General features: G+C 70.1%; 17 protein-coding genes. 11 read left to right on the top strand and 6 right to left on the bottom strand.

The window, feature by feature from the left end; genetic code table 11:
- Positions 1–113 precede the first annotated feature (113 nt).
- From NMN56_RS17510 to NMN56_RS17500, 3 genes are all read left to right on the top strand, one after another.
- On the top strand, positions 114–1,415 hold the full coding sequence (locus tag NMN56_RS17510; protein ID WP_274040403.1) for a LolA family protein: 1,302 nt from the start codon (positions 114–116) through the stop codon (positions 1,413–1,415).
- A 146-nt stretch (positions 1,416–1,561) separates the two neighbouring features.
- Positions 1,562–2,527: an ABC transporter ATP-binding protein gene (locus tag NMN56_RS17505; protein ID WP_274040402.1), complete on the top strand. Its 966-nt coding sequence runs from the start codon at positions 1,562–1,564 to the stop codon at positions 2,525–2,527.
- The gene (locus NMN56_RS17500) at positions 2,514–3,449 is read left to right on the top strand and encodes an ABC transporter permease (protein WP_274040401.1); all 936 of its coding nucleotides are present in this window, start codon (positions 2,514–2,516) and stop codon (positions 3,447–3,449) included. The genes NMN56_RS17505 and NMN56_RS17500 overlap by 14 nt, the downstream gene beginning before the upstream one ends.
- 179 nt (positions 3,450–3,628) lie before the next feature.
- Here NMN56_RS17500 and rarD read toward each other — a convergent pair whose 3' ends face one another.
- From rarD to NMN56_RS17470, 6 genes are all read right to left on the bottom strand, one after another.
- Complete coding sequence (gene rarD, locus NMN56_RS17495; RefSeq protein WP_274040400.1) at positions 3,629–4,648, bottom strand: EamA family transporter RarD; 1,020 nt, start codon at positions 4,646–4,648, stop codon at positions 3,629–3,631.
- Between the two features lie 230 nt (positions 4,649–4,878).
- A complete protein-coding gene (locus NMN56_RS17490; protein WP_274040555.1) occupies positions 4,879–5,913 on the bottom strand; it encodes a 2-oxoacid:ferredoxin oxidoreductase subunit beta in 1,035 nt (344 codons plus the stop codon).
- Between the two features lie 103 nt (positions 5,914–6,016).
- Positions 6,017–7,954, bottom strand: a complete 1,938-nt coding sequence (locus tag NMN56_RS17485) for a 2-oxoacid:acceptor oxidoreductase subunit alpha (protein WP_274040399.1) — start codon at positions 7,952–7,954, stop codon at positions 6,017–6,019.
- Between the two features lie 245 nt (positions 7,955–8,199).
- Positions 8,200–8,871, bottom strand: coding sequence for a response regulator transcription factor (locus tag NMN56_RS17480; RefSeq protein ID WP_274040398.1), 672 nt, complete (start codon positions 8,869–8,871; stop codon positions 8,200–8,202).
- A gap of 230 nt (positions 8,872–9,101) precedes the next feature.
- Positions 9,102–10,433 (bottom strand): sensor histidine kinase, encoded by a 1,332-nt coding sequence (locus NMN56_RS17475; RefSeq protein ID WP_274040397.1) that lies wholly within the window; start codon positions 10,431–10,433, stop codon positions 9,102–9,104.
- A 136-nt stretch (positions 10,434–10,569) separates the two neighbouring features.
- The gene (locus NMN56_RS17470) at positions 10,570–11,730 is read right to left on the bottom strand and encodes a sensor histidine kinase (RefSeq protein WP_274040396.1); all 1,161 of its coding nucleotides are present in this window, start codon (positions 11,728–11,730) and stop codon (positions 10,570–10,572) included.
- A gap of 207 nt (positions 11,731–11,937) precedes the next feature.
- On the opposite strand from NMN56_RS17470, the gene NMN56_RS17465 reads away from it, so the two are divergent.
- From NMN56_RS17465 to NMN56_RS17430, 8 genes are all read left to right on the top strand, one after another.
- Positions 11,938–12,309: an NADH-quinone oxidoreductase subunit A gene (locus NMN56_RS17465; protein ID WP_274040395.1), complete on the top strand. Its 372-nt coding sequence runs from the start codon at positions 11,938–11,940 to the stop codon at positions 12,307–12,309.
- Entirely contained in the window at positions 12,300–13,076 is a 777-nt protein-coding gene (locus tag NMN56_RS17460) for an NADH-quinone oxidoreductase subunit B (RefSeq protein ID WP_274040394.1), read from the top strand. The genes NMN56_RS17465 and NMN56_RS17460 overlap by 10 nt, the downstream gene beginning before the upstream one ends.
- Entirely contained in the window at positions 13,073–14,137 is a 1,065-nt protein-coding gene (locus NMN56_RS17455; RefSeq protein WP_274040393.1) for an NADH-quinone oxidoreductase subunit C, read from the top strand. The genes NMN56_RS17460 and NMN56_RS17455 overlap by 4 nt, the downstream gene beginning before the upstream one ends.
- Positions 14,137–15,093 carry a complex I subunit 1/NuoH family protein gene (locus tag NMN56_RS17450; RefSeq protein ID WP_430542610.1) on the top strand — a complete coding sequence of 319 codons (957 nt, stop codon included), beginning with the start codon at positions 14,137–14,139 and terminating at the stop codon, positions 15,091–15,093. Before NMN56_RS17455 ends, NMN56_RS17450 begins: the two co-directional genes overlap by 1 nt.
- 62 nt (positions 15,094–15,155) lie before the next feature.
- On the top strand, positions 15,156–15,758 hold the full coding sequence (locus tag NMN56_RS17445) for a NuoI/complex I 23 kDa subunit family protein (protein WP_274040553.1): 603 nt from the start codon (positions 15,156–15,158) through the stop codon (positions 15,756–15,758).
- A complete protein-coding gene (locus NMN56_RS17440) occupies positions 15,755–16,351 on the top strand; it encodes an NADH-quinone oxidoreductase subunit J family protein (RefSeq protein ID WP_274040392.1) in 597 nt (198 codons plus the stop codon). Before NMN56_RS17445 ends, NMN56_RS17440 begins: the two co-directional genes overlap by 4 nt.
- Positions 16,351–16,770 (top strand): NADH-quinone oxidoreductase subunit NuoK, encoded by a 420-nt coding sequence (nuoK, locus tag NMN56_RS17435; RefSeq protein WP_274040391.1) that lies wholly within the window; start codon positions 16,351–16,353, stop codon positions 16,768–16,770. Before NMN56_RS17440 ends, nuoK begins: the two co-directional genes overlap by 1 nt.
- Positions 16,767–18,791: an NADH-quinone oxidoreductase subunit 5 family protein gene (locus NMN56_RS17430; protein ID WP_274040390.1), complete on the top strand. Its 2,025-nt coding sequence runs from the start codon at positions 16,767–16,769 to the stop codon at positions 18,789–18,791. Before nuoK ends, NMN56_RS17430 begins: the two co-directional genes overlap by 4 nt.
- Position 18,792: the final 1 nt, after the last annotated feature.

Here is an 18,792-nt window from a genome sequence, read left to right as displayed (position 1 = left end):
GATTTGATGCCATGGAGGCAGCACACCCCGCACCGATTCGGGTGAGAATGGCGGCCAGGGGTGGACGAGTGCGACCTAGGAACCGCCGCCGACCACGGAGGTAGGACAGACAGATGGCACAGATCCAACCGAGGAAGACCAGGAGCAAGGCAGTGCGGTACGGCGTACCGGCTGCCGTGGCGGGGGTGGCTGCCCTCACCGTCGGCCTGGTCCCCGCGCTCGCCAGCACCGGTAATCCCGACCTGCCCAAGATCTCGGCCGAGAAGCTGGTGGCCAAGATGGCCGCCTCGGACGTTCAGCACATGTCCGGCACCGTGAAGATCAATACCGACCTCGGGCTCCCGTCCATACCCGGCTCGGGCTCCGGAGGCGGCGGCTTCGGCGGCGGCCCCGGCGCCGGATCCGGCGCGGAGGACGGCTCGGGCGGCAAGAAGGACAGCGGCTCCGCCGCCTCTCCCGACAGCAAACTGATGGAGCTGGCCTCCGGCGAGCACACCCTGCGCTTCGCCGCCGACGGGCCCGACAAGCAGCGCCTCTCGGTCATGGAGGACGCCGCCGAGTACAGCCTCATCCACAACGACCGGGACGTGTGGGGCTTCGACAGCGGCACCAACTCCGCCTGGCACGCCAAGGCGCCCCGGGACGCCAAGGGCAAGGCGCCCGGTACCGACCACGAGAAGATGCCCGATTCCGTCACCCCGCAGAAGGCCGCCGAGCAGGCACTCAAGGCGGTGGGGAAGTCCACCTCCGTCAGCGTCGAGGGCACCGCGAAGATAGCGGGCCGGGACGCCTACCAGCTCGTGATCAAGCCCAAGGGCGCACCCGACACGACCGTCGAGTCGATACGCATAGCCGTCGACGCCGACAACGGCGTGCCCCTGAAGTTCACGCTCACGCCGAAGGAGGGCGACAAGCCCGCCATCGACATCGCCTACGCCAAGGTCGATTTCGGCAAGCCGTCCGCCGGCACCTTCGACTTCAAGCCGCCGAAGGGCACCAAGGTCACCGAGGCCAAGCCGCACGCCAAGCCGGGAGGCAAGGCATTCGACGGCAAGAAGCACGACGGCAAGAAGTTCGACGGTGAGAAGCCCGGACTCTCCGGTCTGGCGGGCCTCGACATCGTCAACAAGGGCGCCAGCGACTGGAACAAGGTCGCCTCGTTCGACACCGGCATGCCGGGCGGCATCGGCGGCAAGAACGGCCCGGCGGGCAAGGAAGGCGAGGCGGGCAAGGGCGGCGACCGCGCCGAGAAGCTGCTCGACGGCCTCACCGACGAGGTCAAGGGCGACTTCGGCACCGGCCGTGTCGTCAGCACCCGCCTCGTCAACGCACTGATGACCGACGACGGCAAGGTCTACGTCGGAGCCGTCACCAAGGACGGCCTCGTCAAGGCGGCCAACGCGGACTCGAAGTAGGACGCGTACGGGCGTCGCCCGACGGTCACCCCGTATACGGCATCGCCCATGGACGCCGTGTACGGGACTTGAGGACGGCGCAGCCTCCCGCCACCAGGGGGGAAGCGCGCCGGAACGCCACCGAACGGAGAGGTTGAGGGGGGCACATGGCAGGGCAGACCGCCGCGAGCACCACAGACAGCGCCGTGATCTCGACCCGGGGACTCACCAAGCGCTACCGCGGCGGCCAGCTCGCCGTCGACGCCCTCGACCTCTCCGTGCCACGCGGCAGCGTCTTCGGCTTCCTCGGGCCCAACGGGTCGGGCAAGACCACCACCATCCGGATGCTCCTCGGCCTCATCGAGCCGACCGAAGGCGGCGCCGTCCTGCTCGGCGAGCCCATGCCCCGCGCGGCACGCCATGTGCTGCCCCGCGTCGGCGCGCTCATCGAGGGCCCCGCGCTCTACGGATTCCTCTCGGGCCGCGACAACCTGCTGCGGTACGACGCCGCCGACCCCACAGCCGACCCGGCAACCCGCACCGCACGTGTCGGACACGCGCTGGAGCGGGTGGGCCTGGCGGCTGCGGGCAGCAAGAAGGCACGCGCGTACTCCCTGGGCATGAAACAGCGCCTCGGCCTCGCCGCCGCGCTGCTCCAGCCCCGCGAACTGCTGGTCCTGGACGAGCCGACCAACGGTCTCGACCCCCAGGGCATGCGCGAGATCCGGTCCCTGGTGCGCGAGCTGGCGGGAGACGGGATCACCGTCTTCCTCTCCTCGCACCTGCTCGACGAGATCGAGCAGGTCTGCACGCACACCGCGGTCATGAACAGAGGCCGGCTCATCACCCAGGGCACCGTCGCCGAGATGTCGGCGGCGGGAGCACGCGGCAAGCTGGCCGTCACCACCCCCGACACGGCCGAAGCGGCCCGCGTACTGAAGGAGCGGGGCGTCACCGACCTGGTCACCGAGGGGGACGAGATCACGGGCGACCCCCCGGCTGCCGACCTCGCCGAGCTGAACGCCGCACTGGTGGAGGCCGGGGTGAGGGTCCGCGCCTTCGGGGTGAAACGCGCCTCGCTGGAAGACGTGTTCGTCCAGCTCACCGGGGAGGGCTTTGATGTCGCGGGCTGAACTGACCGAGGAGCGGGCTTCCGGGCGCCCCGGCGCCGAGCGGCCGGACGGCGCCGCTGCCGCCGGAGCACCGGCGCGCTCCCGTGCCGTGTGGTCGCTGGGGCTCTTCCGCAGTGAGCTGACCATCACCTTCCGCCGCTGGCGCACCCTGGCGCTGCTGGCGGTGCTCGCCGCGGTGCCGATCCTCGTGGGGGTCGCCGTCAGGATCGAGACCAGCGACGGGGGTTCGATCGGCTCGGGCGGCGGGGAGGGGCCCGCGTTCATCTCGCAGATCACCAACAACGGCCTGTTCCTCGTCTTCACCTCGCTCGCCGCCACCCTGCCCTTCTTCCTCCCGATGAGCATCGGCGTCATAGCGGGTGACTCCGTCGCGGGCGAGGCCAGCGCGGGCACCCTCCGCTATCTCCTGGTGGCTCCCTCGGGCCGGACCCGTCTGCTGCTGGCGAAGTTCACGACGGTGCTGGTCTTCTGCCTTGCCGCGACCCTCACCGTCGCCGTCTCGGCCCTGATCACCGGCGCTCTGCTCTTCCCCACGGGGGAGGTCACCCTGCTCTCGGGCACGGCCATACCCTTCAGCGAGGGGCTGCTGCGCTGCCTCGCCGTCGCGGTGCTGGTGGCGGTCAGCCTGCTGGGCCTCGCGGCACTGGGCCTGTTCATCTCCACGCTCACCAACAGCGGCATAGCCGCCATGGCCGCGACGGTGGGCCTGCTGATCACCGTGCAGATCGTCAATACGATCCCGCAGCTGCACGCGGTCCACCCGTTCCTCTTCCCGCACTACTGGCTCAGCTTCGCGGACGTTCTGCGCGACCCGGTCTACTGGGACGACATCCTCAAGAACCTCGGCGTCCAGGCTCTTTACACCGCCGTCTTCGGCTCGGCGGCCTGGGCACGGTTCACCGGCCGCGACATAACGGCGTAGCCCGCCGAGCGCACACCCGCTCGGTCCCGCCACGGCGCCACGGGGCGGACGGCGACATGCAGCGCTCACACTCACATGCAGCGCTCGCAGCGCAACCGCAGGCGGGGCGCGGGGAGATGGCGAGTCGGCTAGCGGGGCGAGTCGGCTAGCGGGGCGAGACGGCTAGCGGGGCGAGACGGCTAGCGGGGCGAGACGGGGGCCGGACCGTCCGGAGTGTCCCGTTCCACCGTCGCGTCCTGGCCCTCTGCCGCGTCCCGTTCCTCCTGGGCGCGAGCCTGCGCGGCGGCAGCGGTCGCCTCGCGCAGTTCGACGTGGCCCCTGTGGGCCTTGCGCAGGGCGTCCCAGGTGAGGAGGCAGAGGGCGGCCCATACGAGAGCGAAGCCTGCCCAGCGCTCGGGCGGCATCTCCTCGTGGAAGACGGTGACGCCGAGGACGAACATGAAGGCAGGGGCCATGTACTGGAGCAGGCCGATGGTGGAGAGGGGCAGACGTACGGCGGCGCCGCCGAAGAAGATCAGCGGCAGCGCGGTGGCCAGACCGGAGAAGACCAGAAGCAGTGTGTGGGCCACGCCGTCAGCGGTGAACGTGGAGTCGCCCCGCACGCCGAGGAAGATGAGGAAGCCGAGCGCGGGCAGGAACTGTACGGCCGTCTCGGCGCTGAACCCTTCCACACCGTCCAGCTTGATGCGCTTCTTGATCAGCCCGTAGGTGGCGAAGCTGAGCGCCAGGCAGAGGGAGAGCCACGGCAGCTTGCCGTACGCGAAGGTCATCACGACCACGGAGAGCGCTCCGACGCCGACGGCCACCCACTGTGCGGGGCGCAGCCGTTCGCGCAGGATGAGCACGCCGAACGCGATGGAGACGAGCGGGTTGATGAAGTAGCCGAGGGAGGATTCCAGCACCCGGTCGGCGGCCACCGACCAGATGAACAGGCCCCAGTTGACGGTGATCACGACGGCCGCCAGCAGCACCAGGCCGAGCTTCTTGGGCTGGCGGACGAGCGCGGGTATCCAGGACCAGCGGCGCAGCAGCACGAGGATGACAAGTGCGGTGGGCAGTGACCACACCATCCGCTGGGACAGCACCTCGGCGGCGCCGGTGTCCTTGAGCGCGTGCCAGTAGAGCGGGAGCAGCCCCCACATGCCGTAGGCGGCGAAGCCGTACATCAGGCCCGTGCGTTCCGTGGTTCGCGTCCTCATGGACCCTCCCGATCGTGACTCCGGCAGACAGAAGGTAACGGCCGACGGGCCCGGCTGTCATTTCCGTTCCGGATTTTGGTCCTGTCGCCCGCTGCCCCCGCCCCGCTGGCCGCTGCCCGCCCGCCGCCCGTCGTCCGCCGTGCGGTGAGGGCACGGCAGAGGCCCGGCACCCACAAGTGGTGCCGGGCCTCTGCCTGTTGTCAGGCCGTACGTCCGTACGTGTCTGTACGTCAGCCGACGACGGTCCAGGTGTCGCTGCCGTGCAGAAGCGCGGAGAGGTCGCCCTTGCCGCCCTGCTCGACGGCGCGTTCGAGCTGCTCCGCCATCTCCTTCTCGTACACGGGACGGCGCACGTCGCGCAGCACGCCGATGGGCGTGTGGAACAGCGTGTCCGCGTCCGCGAGGCGTGAGAGCGCGAACGCGGTGCCGGGCGAGTCGGCCGAGGCGTCGTGCACCAGCACGGAGGCGGTGCCCTCCTCCCGTACGTCCACGATGCGCAGCTCACCGCTGGCGGGGTCGCGTACGACGCCCTGGGAGCCGAGGCCGTCCTCGGCGGGCGCACCGAAGCGGATGGGCTCGCCGTGCTCCAGCCGGATCACGGCCTCCTGCGCCTTGTCCTCCGCCTGCGGAGAAGAGGCGGACTTCAGCACTTCGAAGGCGCCGTCGTTGAAGATGTTGCAGTTCTGGTAGATCTCCACGAGCGCCGTGCCAGGGTGGTCGGCCGCCGCGCGCAGCACGCTGGTGAGGTGCTTGCGGTCCGAGTCGACCGTACGGGCGACGAAGCTGGCCTCGGCGCCGAGTGCGAGCGAGACGGGGTTGAACGGCGCGTCCAGCGATCCCATCGGGGTCGACTTCGTGATCTTTCCGGCCTCCGACGTGGGGCTGTACTGCCCCTTGGTGAGGCCGTAGATCCGGTTGTTGAACAGCAGGATCTTCAGGTTCACATTGCGCCGCAGCGCGTGGATCAGGTGGTTGCCGCCGATGGACAGCGCGTCGCCGTCACCGGTGACCACCCACACGCTCAGGTCCTGCCGCGCCGAGGCCAGTCCCGTGGCGATGGCCGGGGCGCGGCCGTGGATGGAGTGCATCCCGTAGGTGTTCATGTAGTACGGGAAGCGCGAGGAGCACCCGATACCGGAGACGAAGACGATGTTCTCCTTCGCCAGACCGAGTTCGGGCATGAAGCCCTGGACGGCGGCGAGCACGGCGTAGTCGCCGCAGCCGGGGCACCAGCGGACTTCCTGGTCGGACTTGAAGTCCTTCATCGTCTGCTTGCCCACGGCCCTGGGCACCAGCGAGAGTGCCTCGGGCCCCTTGGCGGCGGCATCCCCGTTGGGAGGAGCCTCCTGAGCGAGACCAGGAGAAGTCTCAGCCATTTGCGATGGCCTCCTTGAGTGCGGTCGCGAGCTGCTCTGCCTTGAAGGGCATGCCGTTGACCTGCGTATAAGGCTGTGCGTCGACGAGGTACTTGGCGCGGATCAGAGTGGACAGCTGACCGAGGTTCATCTCGGGTACGACCACCTTGTCGTAACGCCGCAGCACCTCACCGAGATTCCGGGGGAACGGGTTGAGGTTGCGCAGATGGGCCTGCGCGATCTCGCCGCCGCTGTTGCGGATTCTGCGTACCGCGGCCGTGATGGGCCCGTAGGTCGAACCCCAGCCGAGCACCAGCAGTCTGGCCTCGCCCGTCAGGTCGTCGACCTCCAGCTCGGGCACGTCGACGCCGTCGACCTTGGCCTGACGGGTGCGGACCATGAACTCATGGTTGGCGGGGTCGTAGGAGATGTTGCCCGTGCCGTCCTGCTTCTCGATGCCGCCGATGCGGTGTTCGAGGCCGGGGGTGCCGGGTACGGCCCAGGGGCGGGCGAGCGTGTGCGGGTCGCGCTTGTACGGCCAGAAGACCTCGGTACCGTCGTCCAGCTCGTGGTTCGGGCCGGTCGCGAACTGTGTGCGCAGGTCAGGGAGTTCGTTCACGTCCGGGACGCGCCAGGGCTCGGAGCCGTTGGCGAGATAGCCGTCCGAGAGCAGGAAGACCGGGGTGCGGTACGTCAGTGCGATACGGGCGGCGTCGAGTGCGGCCGTGAAGCAGTCGGCCGGCGTGGACGGGGCCACGATCGGCACCGGTGCCTCGCCGTTGCGGCCGAACATCGCCTGGAGCAGGTCGGCCTGCTCGGTCTTGGTCGGCAGGCCGGTCGAGGGGCCGCCGCGCTGGATGTCGATGATGAGCAGCGGCAGTTCGAGCGAGACGGCGAGCCCGATCGTCTCGGACTTGAGCGCGACGCCCGGCCCCGAGGTGGTGGTCACCGCGAGCGAACCGCCGAAAGCCGCACCGAGCGCGGCACCGATGCCCGCGATCTCGTCCTCGGCCTGGAAGGTGCGTACGCCGAAGTTCTTGTGTTTGCTCAGCTCGTGCAGCACGTCGGAGGCCGGGGTGATGGGGTACGAGCCGAGGAAGAGCGGCAGGTCCGCCTGCTGAGACGCGGCGACCAGGCCGTAGGACAGTGCGAGGTTGCCCGAGATGTTCCTGTAGGTACCGGGCGGGAACGCGGCCGATGCCGGGGCCACTTCGTAGGAGACGGCGAAGTCCTCTGTGGTCTCGCCGAAGTTCCAGCCCGCGCGGAACGCCGAGACGTTCGCTTCCGCGACCGCCGGCTTCTTCGCGAACTTCCGCCGAAGGAACGCTTCTGTCTGCTCCGTGGGCCGGTGGTACATCCACGACAGCAGGCCGAGCGCGAACATGTTCTTGGAGCGCCCCGCCTCCTTGCGGCCCAGGTCGTACTCCTTGAGTGCCTCGACGGTGAGCGTCGTCAGCGGCACCTGGTGCACGCTGTACCCGTCGAGCGAGCCGTCCTCCAGCGGGTTGGAGTCGTAGCCGACCTTCGCCATGGCCCGCTTGGTGAACTCGTCGGTGTTGACGATGATCTCGGCGCCCCGCGGCACGTCGGCGATGTTCGCCTTCAGCGCCGCCGGGTTCATGGCGACGAGCACGTTGGGTGCGTCGCCCGGGGTCAGGATGTCGTGGTCGGCGAAGTGCAGCTGGAAGCTGGAGACGCCGGGCAGGGTACCCGCGGGCGCGCGGATCTCCGCCGGGAAGTTCGGCAGCGTCGACAGGTCGTTCCCGAACGAAGCCGTTTCAGATGTGAAGCGGTCACCGGTGAGCTGCATGCCGTCACCGGAGTCTCCCGCAAACCGGATGATGACCCGGTCCAGGCGCCGGATCTCCTTGCTGCCGGTGTCGCGTCCGCTGTCCTGCCCTTTCTCAGGGCCGGACTGCTGCCCGACTGGGCTACTGACCTGACTGGTCACTGTGGATCGGACCTCCCTCAAGGCGGCGGCTCGCTCGCCATCGTACGTCGCTAAGGGTTGCCTTCCCGAAGGTGATCCCATGCTGGACAGCTTTCTGAGACACGTGTTCACCCTGGGCTCCCACGGTCTGCCCACCCCCTTGGGCGCTCCTCAAGTGCCCTGTTTTCCCTGGTCCCCGCCCGTAGCCGCCGTTCCTCGCCGCCCGGTGCCGCCATCGCGCGCCGACCGGCCCCGCTCCTGTGCCGCTACGAATCCAGGTACGTCAGCACCGCCAGCACCCGGCGGTGATCCGCGTCACTCTGTGAGAGGCCCAGCTTCAGGAAGATGTTGCTCACATGCTTCTCCACCGCGCCGTGGCTGACCACCAGCTCCCGTGCGATCGCGGAGTTCGTGCGGCCCTCTGCCATCAGGCCCAGTACCTCACGCTCCCTCGGGGTCAGCCCGGCCAGCACATCCTGCTTACGGCTCCGCCCGAGCAGCTGCGCGACCACCTCGGGGTCGAGCGCCGTACCGCCCTCGGCGACGCGTGCCACCGCGTCCACGAACTCCCGCACCTCGGCCACCCGGTCCTTGAGCAGATAGCCGACCCCCCTGCTGGAACCGGCCAGCAACTCCGTCGCGTACTGCTCCTCCACATACTGCGACAGAACCAGCACACCGAGCCCCGCGTGTGCCTCCCGCAGTCGCACGGCCGCGCGCACTCCTTCGTCGGTGTGCGTCGGCGGCATCCGTACGTCCGCCACCACCACATCCGGGAGCTGCCCCTCGGCCGCCAGCTCGGCGACCGTCTTGACCAGCGCTTCCCCGTCACCGACGCCCGCGACGACCTCGTACCCCCGGTCCGTCAACAGCCGCGTGAGTCCTTCCCGCAGCAGCACCGAGTCCTCCGCGATCACAACGCGTACCCTGCGCTCCACAACGCTCCCCCCACCCAGCCCGGCCACGACCCTCCCAGCATCCCAGATCGCGGGACGCTTTCCCCCTGAAGCCCATCGGGCGACGGACGGTACGCGCGCCAGTGCGAACGCGCGCACGGGGACGGTTGAGGGGGAGAGGGAGGGGCGGGGCGGCGGTGAGGCAGTGAGGCGCTGAAGGGGCAAGGCGCTGAGGGGAGCTGAGCGGACAGGCACCGGGCCGTTCCAGGGCCTTATCGCCAGGGGAGTTCGGCGGTGATGGTGGTGGGTCCGTTGGTGGGGGAGTCGAGGAGGAGTAGTCCGTCGACGGCGTTGAGTCGGTCGGCGAGTCCTGCGAGTCCTGTGCCGGTTTCGGCGGTGGCGCCGCCTTGTCCGTTGTCCCATACCTGGATCAGGAGGCGGTTGGCTGAGCGCCATACCTCTACGGAGGCGTGGTGTGCTGCGCTGTGTTTGCTGACGTTCTGGAGGAGTTCGGAGACGGTGAAGTAGGCGATGCCTTCGATGGCGGCGGCGGGGCGTTCTTCAAGGTCGGTGTGTACGCGGACGGGGACGGTGCAGCGTCCGCCGAGTGCGGTGAGTGCGGGGCCGAGTCCGCGGTCGGTGAGGATGGCGGGGTGGATGCCGCGGGCGAGGTCGCGTAGTTCCTGGAGGGCGAGTTTCACTTCGCCGTGTGCGTCGTCGACCATGCGGGCGCCGGCTTGGGGGTCTTCGAGGAGTTTTTCTTTGGCGAGGCCGAGTTCCATGGCGAGTGCGACCAGGCGTGCCTGTGCGCCGTCGTGCAGGTCGCGTTCGATCCGGCGCAGGTCGGCCGCGGCGGTGTCCACCACCACCCCACGATCAGACTCCAGCTCCCATACGCGCGTGGCCAGCGAAGAGGGCCCCAGCAGGCCCAGGACCAGCAGCTTGTCGATCTGTACGAGCCCACGGACGATCCACGGCGTCACCAGAACGAGCAGCAGCCCGAACGCGGCGACGAGCGTGGTCCCGGCGGCGTCGTTCAGCACCCACGCGTCGGGATCGGTGGGAGCGCCGATGGTGAGGCCGTTGTCGCTGATCTGCATCGGGGCCTTGTGCGCGTACGAGGGGATGATCCACTGCCACAGGGGATAGAGGAACAGCCCCCATCCGTACAGCCAGAAGAACAGGCTCGCCGTGAAGCTGAACAGCGCCCACGGAAGGTGCAGCAGCGAATAGAGCATGTGCCGCCAGGAGACACCGCTGCGCAGCACCGCGCCCACCCATGCGGTCAGTCCGCCGGAACGCTGGAGGGTACGCACCGGCTCGGGCTCCGTCACCTCCAGCCGCAGCAGCGCCCGCGCCCTGCCCCGCTCCATGTGGCCCAGCCCCCGGCATCCCGCGAGGCCGACGGCCAGCACCGGGATCCCCAGGAACGTGATCAGCAGGCCGATGCCGGTGGCCAGCGCGGTGATCGCGTAGGCGAACGAGATCACCGCGATGGGCAGACCGCTGAACGCGTACAGCAGCTCCCGCATCGTCCGGCCCGAAACCGGCGCTCCCACACACACTCGCACCCATGAACGCCGCACTGCGGTCTCCCTAGCCATGCCTCAAGCATCCGTTCCACGGTCCCGCCCCGGAATGACGTGAGCAGGCGTTCTGAACGGGGGGTTTTCCCCACCTCACGCCCACCCCTCGCCGCTCGCCCCTCGCACGGCTCGCGGGCCGGCCTCGCCGCCGGGTTTATCGCCAGGGGAGTTCGGCGGTGATGGTGGTGGGTCCGTTGGTGGGGGAGTCGAGGAGGAGTAGTCCGTCGACGGCGTTGAGTCGGTCGGCGAGTCCTGCGAGTCCTGTGCCGGTTTCGGCGGTGGCGCCGCCTTGTCCGTTGTCCCATACCTGGATCAGGAGGCGGTTGGCTGAGCGCCATACCTCTACGGAGGCGTGGTGTGCTGCGCTGTGTTTGCTGACGTTCTGGAGGAGTTCGGAGACGGTGAAGTAGGCGATGCCTTCGATGGCGGCGGCGGGGCGTTCTTTGAGGTCGGTGTGTACGCGGACGGGGACGGTGCAGCGTCCGCCGAGTGCGGTGAGTGCGGGGCCGAGTCCGCGGTCGGTGAGGATGGCGGGGTGGATGCCGCGGGCGAGGTCGCGTAGTTCCTGGAGGGCGAGTTTCACTTCGCCGTGTGCGTCGTCGACCATGCGGGCGCCGGCTTGGGGGTCTTCGAGGAGTTTTTCTTTGGCGAGGCCGAGTTCCATGGCGAGTGCGACCAGGCGTGCCTGTGCGCCGTCGTGCAGGTCGCGTTCGATCCGGCGCAGGTCGGCCGCGGCGGTGTCCACCACCACCCCACGATCAGACTCCAACTCGGCGACCCGCCGCTCCAGTTCGTCGGAGGGCGAGAGCAACGTCCGTACGAGCGCGCGGTCGACGTTGGTCAGCCCACGCGCCACCCACGGCAGCGCCGGCCACGCGACGAACGAGATCAGGGTCACGCCGAACGTGAACCAGCCCCACGGCAGCCGTATGAAGAAGTAGAGCGCATGGCGCCACGCAACGGGGTCCTTGAGCTGGGCCCACACCCACGCCAGCACCCCGGGCCGCTCCGCGTGCAGCGGGCTGGGCTCGTCGATCTGGAGCCGCAGCAGCGCGCGGGCACGGGCGCGCTCGGCCTTGCCGATCTGGCGGCAGCCCAGCAGGCAGGCGGCGAGTACGGGCAGTCCGACGACCGTGATCGCGAGAAAGCCGCCCACGAAGACGCACGAGACGATGTAGACGAAGGCGAGGGTGTCGAAGAACGGGTTGACGAGAAGGTGCGCGACCTCACGACAGCTCTGTGCCGACAGCACCGGCCGGGGCGGGGGAGGCGACTCGGCCGGTGCGGCGGGAGGCGACAGGGGGCTCGCGGTCATACGCCCCAGCCTGCCCGGTCGCCCCGGCCGATGCCATGGGGTGCGTACGGGGGCGGACGGTGGGGTTAACCCCACCTGTGGCACCACGGAGTGTGACGCGACGGTCCTCTACAGGCGTCTCAGGGCCTAGACTCCCGTGCGTACAGATCGTCGAACGCACCCATCGACAAGCACCGACACACCAACACAGGACAGGACGGGGCGGACGTGCCGGACTATTTCCACGGCTATACGGTCGTCGGGCTGGTCGCGGTGGTCGGAGTGCTCTTCGTATGCGTGGCCTTCGTCGGGGGGCGGCTGCTGCGGCCGGTCGTGCCCACGCGCGAGAAGATGCTGACGTACGAGTGCGGTGTCGACCCCGTGGGCGGGGACTGGGCCCATACGCAGGTCCGTTACTACGTCTACGCGTTCCTGTACGTCATCTTCGCCGTCGACTCGGTCTTCCTCTTCCCCTGGGCCACGGTGTTCGCGGCGCCGGGGTTCGGCGGAATCACGCTGGTGGAGATGTTCATCTTCCTCGGCTTCCTGGCCGTCGGTCTGCTGTACGCGTACAAGAAGGGCGTCCTGGAATGGACGTAACGAGAGCCCCGGACGGGGACCCCGGCAACCTCCCGGCTGCCTCAGGCACCCCCGCTTCCTCCGGCACAGCGGTTGACCTGCCCGAGCCCATGCGGCTCGGGCCACTCGCGCGGCTCGCGCCGCAGCCCATGAAGGTGATCCTCAACTGGGGCCGCCGCTACAGCCTCTGGGTCTTCAACTTCGGGCTGGCCTGCTGCGCCATCGAGTTCATCGCCGCCTCGATGGCACGCCACGACTTCATCCGGCTGGGCGTGATCCCGTTCGCGCCCGGACCGCGGCAGGCCGACCTGATGGTGGTCTCCGGCACGGTCACGGACAAGATGGCCCCCGCCGTCAAACGGCTGCACGAGCAGATGCCCGAACCGAAGTACGTCATCTCCTTCGGCGCCTGCTCCAACTGCGGCGGCCCGTACTGGGACTCCTACTCCGTCACCAAGGGCGTCGACCAGATCATCCCCGTCGACGTCTACGTCCCCGGCTGCCCGCCCCGGCCCGAGGCACTGCTCCAGGGCGTCCTGAAGCTCCAGGAGAAGATCGCGAACGAGTCGACGGCCCAGCGCTACACGCCGGCGCCGGACAACGGTGCCGCCGGGCAGGGCAACGGTGCCGCAGGGCCGGACAACGGCGGTGCCGGAACGGGCAACGATGACGGGGCGGCGGCGAGCGGGCAGAGCTGGCCCTCGGCCGCCGCGCTCACCAGCGGCCTGGTCGAGCCCCCGGCCCGCCCCGCGTCCTCCGGCGAGGACGAGCGGGGGGCCGAACGGTGACCGAGCCCTCAGCGCCCGCGGGCTGGCTGCCGCGCAGCGCGCCCGAGCTGTTCGGCGAGGGCGCCACGGCAGCGGAAGCGTACGGACTGCTCACCGCCGACGTGCCTTCCGAGGCGTGGGTGGACGCACTGACCGTCGCCCGCGACGAGTTGGGATGCACCTACTTCGACTGGCTGAGCGCCGTCGACGAGCCGGGCACCGGGTTCCATGTCTGCGCGCACGTGGTCGCGCTGCCCGACCCCGGTACGGGCACGCCGCTGCGGCGGCTGCTCGTCCGTACGACCGTTCCGCACGAGGCACCGGTACTCGCGACCGCCACCGGCGTGTACGCGGGCGCCGCCTGGCACGAGCGCGAGACCCACGAGATGTTCGGCGTCGGCTTCACCGGCCACCCCCACCTCGCCCCGTTGCTGCTCCCCGACGCGTTCGAGGGGCACCCGCTGCGCAAGGACTTCGTCCTCGCGGCCCGTGTCGCCAAGGCGTGGCCGGGCGCCAAGGAACCGGGTGAGTCGGGGCACGGCGGGCCCAAGCGCCGCCAGATGCTCCCGCCCGGCGTCCCCGATCCCAACGAGTGGGGCCCCCTCAAAGGCCAGCTCCCCCCGGCACCCGCACGCCCCGCCCGCTCCCGCGCGGGAGCGGGCGCCACCGACCGCCCCCGCCGCGCCCGTTCGGCCGGCGCGGGCTCGGCCAGCCAGCGAACCCCGGGCGAGGCGGCACCGGAGGCGGCCTCGGCAGCGGCCCCGGAGGCGGCACCGAAGGATGCCGCCTCTCCGGCCGCACCGGACACGGCCGCCCCTCCGGCAACAGGAGGCGAACCCGCGCCCGGCAGCGGACCCGCGCCCGGCGGCGACGCACCCTGGCACAAGCCGGCCCCGGCGGCCGACGAGGGTACGGGCGAAGGCCAGAGCGTCGGCGAAGGCCAGAGCGCCGGCGGAGGCCAGAGCGCCGGCGAAGGCCAGGGCAAGGGCGAGAGCACCAGCGAAAGCAAGGGTGAAGGCCAGGGCGAGAGCAAGGGCAAGGCCGAGGACGAGAACGGTGAGAGAGAAGGCGAGGAGGACTGATGGACGCCCTCGACGTCACCGCGCGCATCGCCGCGGTCCTCCTCGCCTTCCTCATCCTTCCCCTCCTCGTGGGCCAGACCGAGCACAAGGTCATGGCCCATATGCAGGGCCGCGTCGGACCGATGTACGCGGGCGGGTTCCACGGCTGGGCCCAACTCGTCGCCGACGGCGTCAAGTTCGCGCAGAAGGAGGACATCGTCCCGGCCGGCGCCGACCGGCGGGTCTTCCAGCTCGCGCCCGCCGTCGCGCTGATCCCGTACATGCTCGTGCTGGTCGCGATCCCCGTCGCGCCCGACGGCGGCGTGGTCCACGCCATCGACGCGGGGATCTTCTTCGTCCTCGCCGTGATGGGCGTGGGCGTCCTCGGCTCGCTCATGGGCGGCTGGGCCTCGGCCAACAAGTTCTCGCTCCTCGGCGGCCTGCGTACCGCGGCTCAACTCATGGCGTATGAGCTGCCGATGCTGCTCTCCGCCGCCTCCGTCGCCATGGCCGCCGGCACCCTCTCGCTGCCGGGCATCCTCGGCGTGTGGGAGTGGTGGTGGCTGCCCTGGCAGCTCATCGGTGCCGTCGTCTTCTTCACGGCGGGCCTCGCCGAGCTGCAACGGCCGCCCTTCGACGCGCCCGTCGCCGACTCGGAGATCATCTTCGGCGCCTACACCGAGTACACGGGACTGCGCTTCGCGCTCTTCCTGCTCGCCGAGTACGCGGGCATCGTCGTCCTGTCCGCGCTCACCTCCGTACTCTTCCTCGGCGGCTGGCACGGCCCGTTCGCCGGTTCGGTCGGCTGGGTGTGGACCCTGTTGAAGACCGGAGTCCTCGCCTTCGGCGTCATCTGGCTGCGGGTCAGCTATCCGCGGCTGCGTGAGGACCAGGTCCAGCGCCTGGCCTGGACGACGCTCGTTCCGCTCGCCCTTCTCCAGATCGCCCTCACGGGCGTCGTCAAGGTGGTGATGTAGCCGTGTCACGCCCCGTCTTCGGCACCGGCCTCGCCAAGGGCCTGGCCGTCACCCTCCGTACGATGACCCGCCGTTCGGTCACCGCGCACTACCCGGACGCGCAACCCGAACTGCCGCCCCGCTCCCGCGGTGTCATCGGGCTCTTCGAGGAGAACTGCACGGTCTGCATGCTGTGCGCCCGCGAGTGCCCCGACTGGTGCATCTACATCGACTCCCACAAGGAGACGGTGCCGCCGGCCGCACCCGGCGGCCGGGAGCGCAGCCGCAACGTCCTCGACCGCTTCGCCATCGACTTCGCCCTGTGCATGTACTGCGGTATCTGCATCGAGGTGTGTCCTTTCGACGCGCTGTTCTGGTCACCGGAGTTCGAGTACGCGGAGACCGACATCCATGAGCTGACCCACGAACGCGACCGGCTCCGCGAATGGATGTGGACCGTGCCCGAACCGCCCGCACTCGACGAGGCGGCCGAGGAACCCAAGGAACTGGCGGCGGCCCGCAAGACAGCGGACAAGCTCACCGCCCAGGCCCAGGCACAGGCAGAGGGCCCGGCAGAGGCCCCGGCAGAGGGACAGTCCCCGTCTCAGGCTCCGTCTCAGGGCCAGTCCCAGGCGGCCCAGTCCCATGACCCGGCACAGACGGAGCCGCGGGAGGGCGAAGCGTGAATCTCGCCGCCGGCCACCCCGGGTTTCTGTCCCCGACGGGTGTCGAGATCGTCTTCGTCCTCGTCGGGCTCGCCACCCTCGGCGCCGCACTCGTCACCGTCACCACCAAGCGGCTGGTGCACGCGGCGCTCTGGCTGGTCGCCGCGCTCGGTGGTGTCGCCGTCGAATACCTGCTCCTCACGGCGGAGTTCATCGCCTGGGTCCAGGTCCTGATCTACGTAGGGTCCGTCGTCGTCCTCCTCCTGTTCGGACTGATGCTCACCAAGGCGCCCATAGTCCCGCCCATCACCCGTGACGACCCCTCGTACGCCGAGGTCCGTGCCCAGGCGACAGCCGACGCGGACTCCGGCAACCGCTGGATCGCGCTCGCCGTCGCCCTCGCGGCTGCGGCGACGCTCGTCACCGTCGTCGTCGACGCCTTCCGCTCCACCTGGATCGACCTCGACGAATCCGTCGCCGGCTCGGCCAAGGTCACAGGGGTCGCTCTCTTCCGGCACTGGGTCCTCCCGTTCGAGGCCCTGTCCGTGCTGCTCCTCGCCGCGCTCGTCGGCGCCATCGTCCTCTCCAAGCGCCGGAAGGGCGGCGAGCGTTGATGCACCTCGCCTATCCCGCCGTGCTCGCTGCCCTCCTCTTCTGCGTCGGCCTCTACGGCGTCCTCGCACGCCGCAACGTGATCCTGGTGCTGATGTCCGTCGAGCTGATGCTCAACGCCGTCAACCTCAACCTCGTCGCCTTCGACGTCTGGCTCCGCGACGCACTGCACGCGGGCCAGGCGCTCACCCTCTTCGTCATCGCCATCGCCGCCGCCGAGATCGGCATCGGTCTGGCCATCGTGCTGCTCGTCTACCGCAACCGCGGCAGCAGCGACATCGACAGACTCAGGGACCTCCGCGAGAGCGAGGGGCCACAGGGCGGCTCGGGCGGCGGTTCAAGCGATGAGGCGAGTGTGACACCCGCCACTGACAACGGCCCGGGGCCAGGCCCCGACCCCGCGGGGAGGCAGCACGCGTGAGCACCATGACCCTCGCAGCGCTCGTTCCCGTCCTGCCCTTCCTCGGCGCCGTCGCCGGTCTGCTCGCGGGCCGCAGCGCGCCCGGATTCGTACGCCCCCTCGCGGTCCTGCCCACCGCCGTCGCCGCCGTTCTCGCGGTGATCGTCGCGGTACGCCAGGGCGGCGGTGCCCCGCTGCGTGCCGCGACGGAGCTGACGCCCACGGGCAACGACGCGCTGAACATCCAGCTCGCCCTGAACGTGGACGGGTTCGCCGTTCTCGTCGCGGTCCTCGTCGGCGCCGTCGCGACCTGCGTGCAGCTCTACTCCACCGGCTACTTGCGCGACGACCCCCGCTATCCGTCCTACGCCGCGCTCGTCTCCCTCTTCACGGCCGCGATGTTCCTGGTCGTCTACAGCGACGACCTGATCGTGCTGCTCGTCGGCTGGGAGATCATGGGCATCTGCTCGTACTTCCTGGTCGGGCACTACTGGGAGACGCCGGCGGCGCGTGCGGCGTCCCTCAAGGCGTTCCTGGTCACCAAGCTCGGTGACGTGCCGTTCCTCATCGGCATCCTCGCCCTCGCCTCCGAGGCGGGCACCTTCCGCATCAGCTCGATCGTCACGCGCCTGACCTCGGAGCTGTCCGGGCTCGAACTGGAGCGCCCCACGCTGATCGCGCTCCTGTTGCTCGCCGGTGTGGCCGGGAAGTCGGCACAGTTCCCGCTGCACTCCTGGCTGCCCGACGCCATGGCGGGCCCCACACCGGTCTCCGCGCTGATCCACGCGGCGACGATGGTCGCCGCCGGTGTCTACTTCGTCGCGCGGCTGCTGCCGGTCTTCGCCGCCTCGGCCGTCGCGCTGGTCGTCATGGCGCTCATGGCGGCCGTCACCATGGCGGGCGCCGCACTGGCCGCGCTCGCGCAGGACGACATCAAACGGGTACTCGCGTACTCCACCCTCAGCCAACTCGCGTACATGACGGGCGCGCTGGCCGTCGCCGACCGGGGCGCCGCCGTCTTCCACCTGCTGGCGCACGGCGCGTTCAAGGCCCTGCTCTTCCTCGCCGCCGGCGTCCTCATCCACGCCGCCGGCACCAACTCCCTCACGGTCATGGCCCGTACGGGCGGTATCGCCAAGCGCGCCCCCGACGCCTACTGGACGATGAGTGTCGCGCTGCTCGCGCTCGCCGCGATCCCACCGTTCGCCGGCTTCTTCTCCAAGGAGGCGGTGCTCGCCGCAGCCGAGCACGCCGCTTTCGGCGACGAGCACGGCGTCCCCGTGGCCGCCGGCTGGATCGTCCTGGCGGCAGGACTGCTCACCGCGCTGCTCACCGCCGCGTACGCGGCACGCCTGTGGCTGCTCGCCTTCCGGGGCCGGGCCGCGTCGGCGCCGCTCGCCGTGGACAGCGAGAAGGCGGCCGAACACGTGCCTGACGAGGTGCCCTCACAGGCGCCCGAGACCGAGCTGGCGAGCCCCGAGCCCGAGCGTGAGGCCCATGGGCATCCGCGCGAACCCGCCGTCATGACCGTTGTCCTATGGGTGCTCGCGGTGCCCTCACTCGCGTTCGGCCTGGGCTTCCTCGCGCTGCCCGACTGGTTCGACGGCGGTTCGCTCGCGCCGACGCTGACCACGTCCGTGCTCGCCACCGGTGTCGCACTGGTCGGCGGCATCCTGACGTACGCGACCTGGCGGCACACCACGGCGCACGCCGCGCTCCACCCGGATACCGACGCCGATCCAGGACTGCTGCTGCTCGGACCGCTGCACCGGCACGCCGCAGCGGGCTTCCACCTGGACGCCGCCTACACGGCGCTGGTCGTACGCCCCGTACAGGGCGCCGCGCGGCTCGTACGCTTCCTCGACCGCGAGGTCGTCGACGCCTACGTGAACGGCGCGGGACGCGGCTCGCGCCTGTTGGGCGCCGCCGTACGCAGGGCCCAGACGGGCAATGTGCAGACCTATCTCGGCGCGCTCCTCGCGGGCTCCCTCGTGCTCGCGATCGCCGCCGTGCTCGCCGCGACCGGAAACGGAGGCGCGTGAT

The sequence above is a fragment of the Streptomyces iconiensis genome, assembly GCF_028657195.3.
GTDB lineage: Bacteria > Actinomycetota > Actinomycetes > Streptomycetales > Streptomycetaceae > Streptomyces > Streptomyces iconiensis.
The sequence above is the reverse complement of the archived record's forward strand: the minus strand, read 5'-3'. Positions and strand labels throughout refer to the sequence as shown.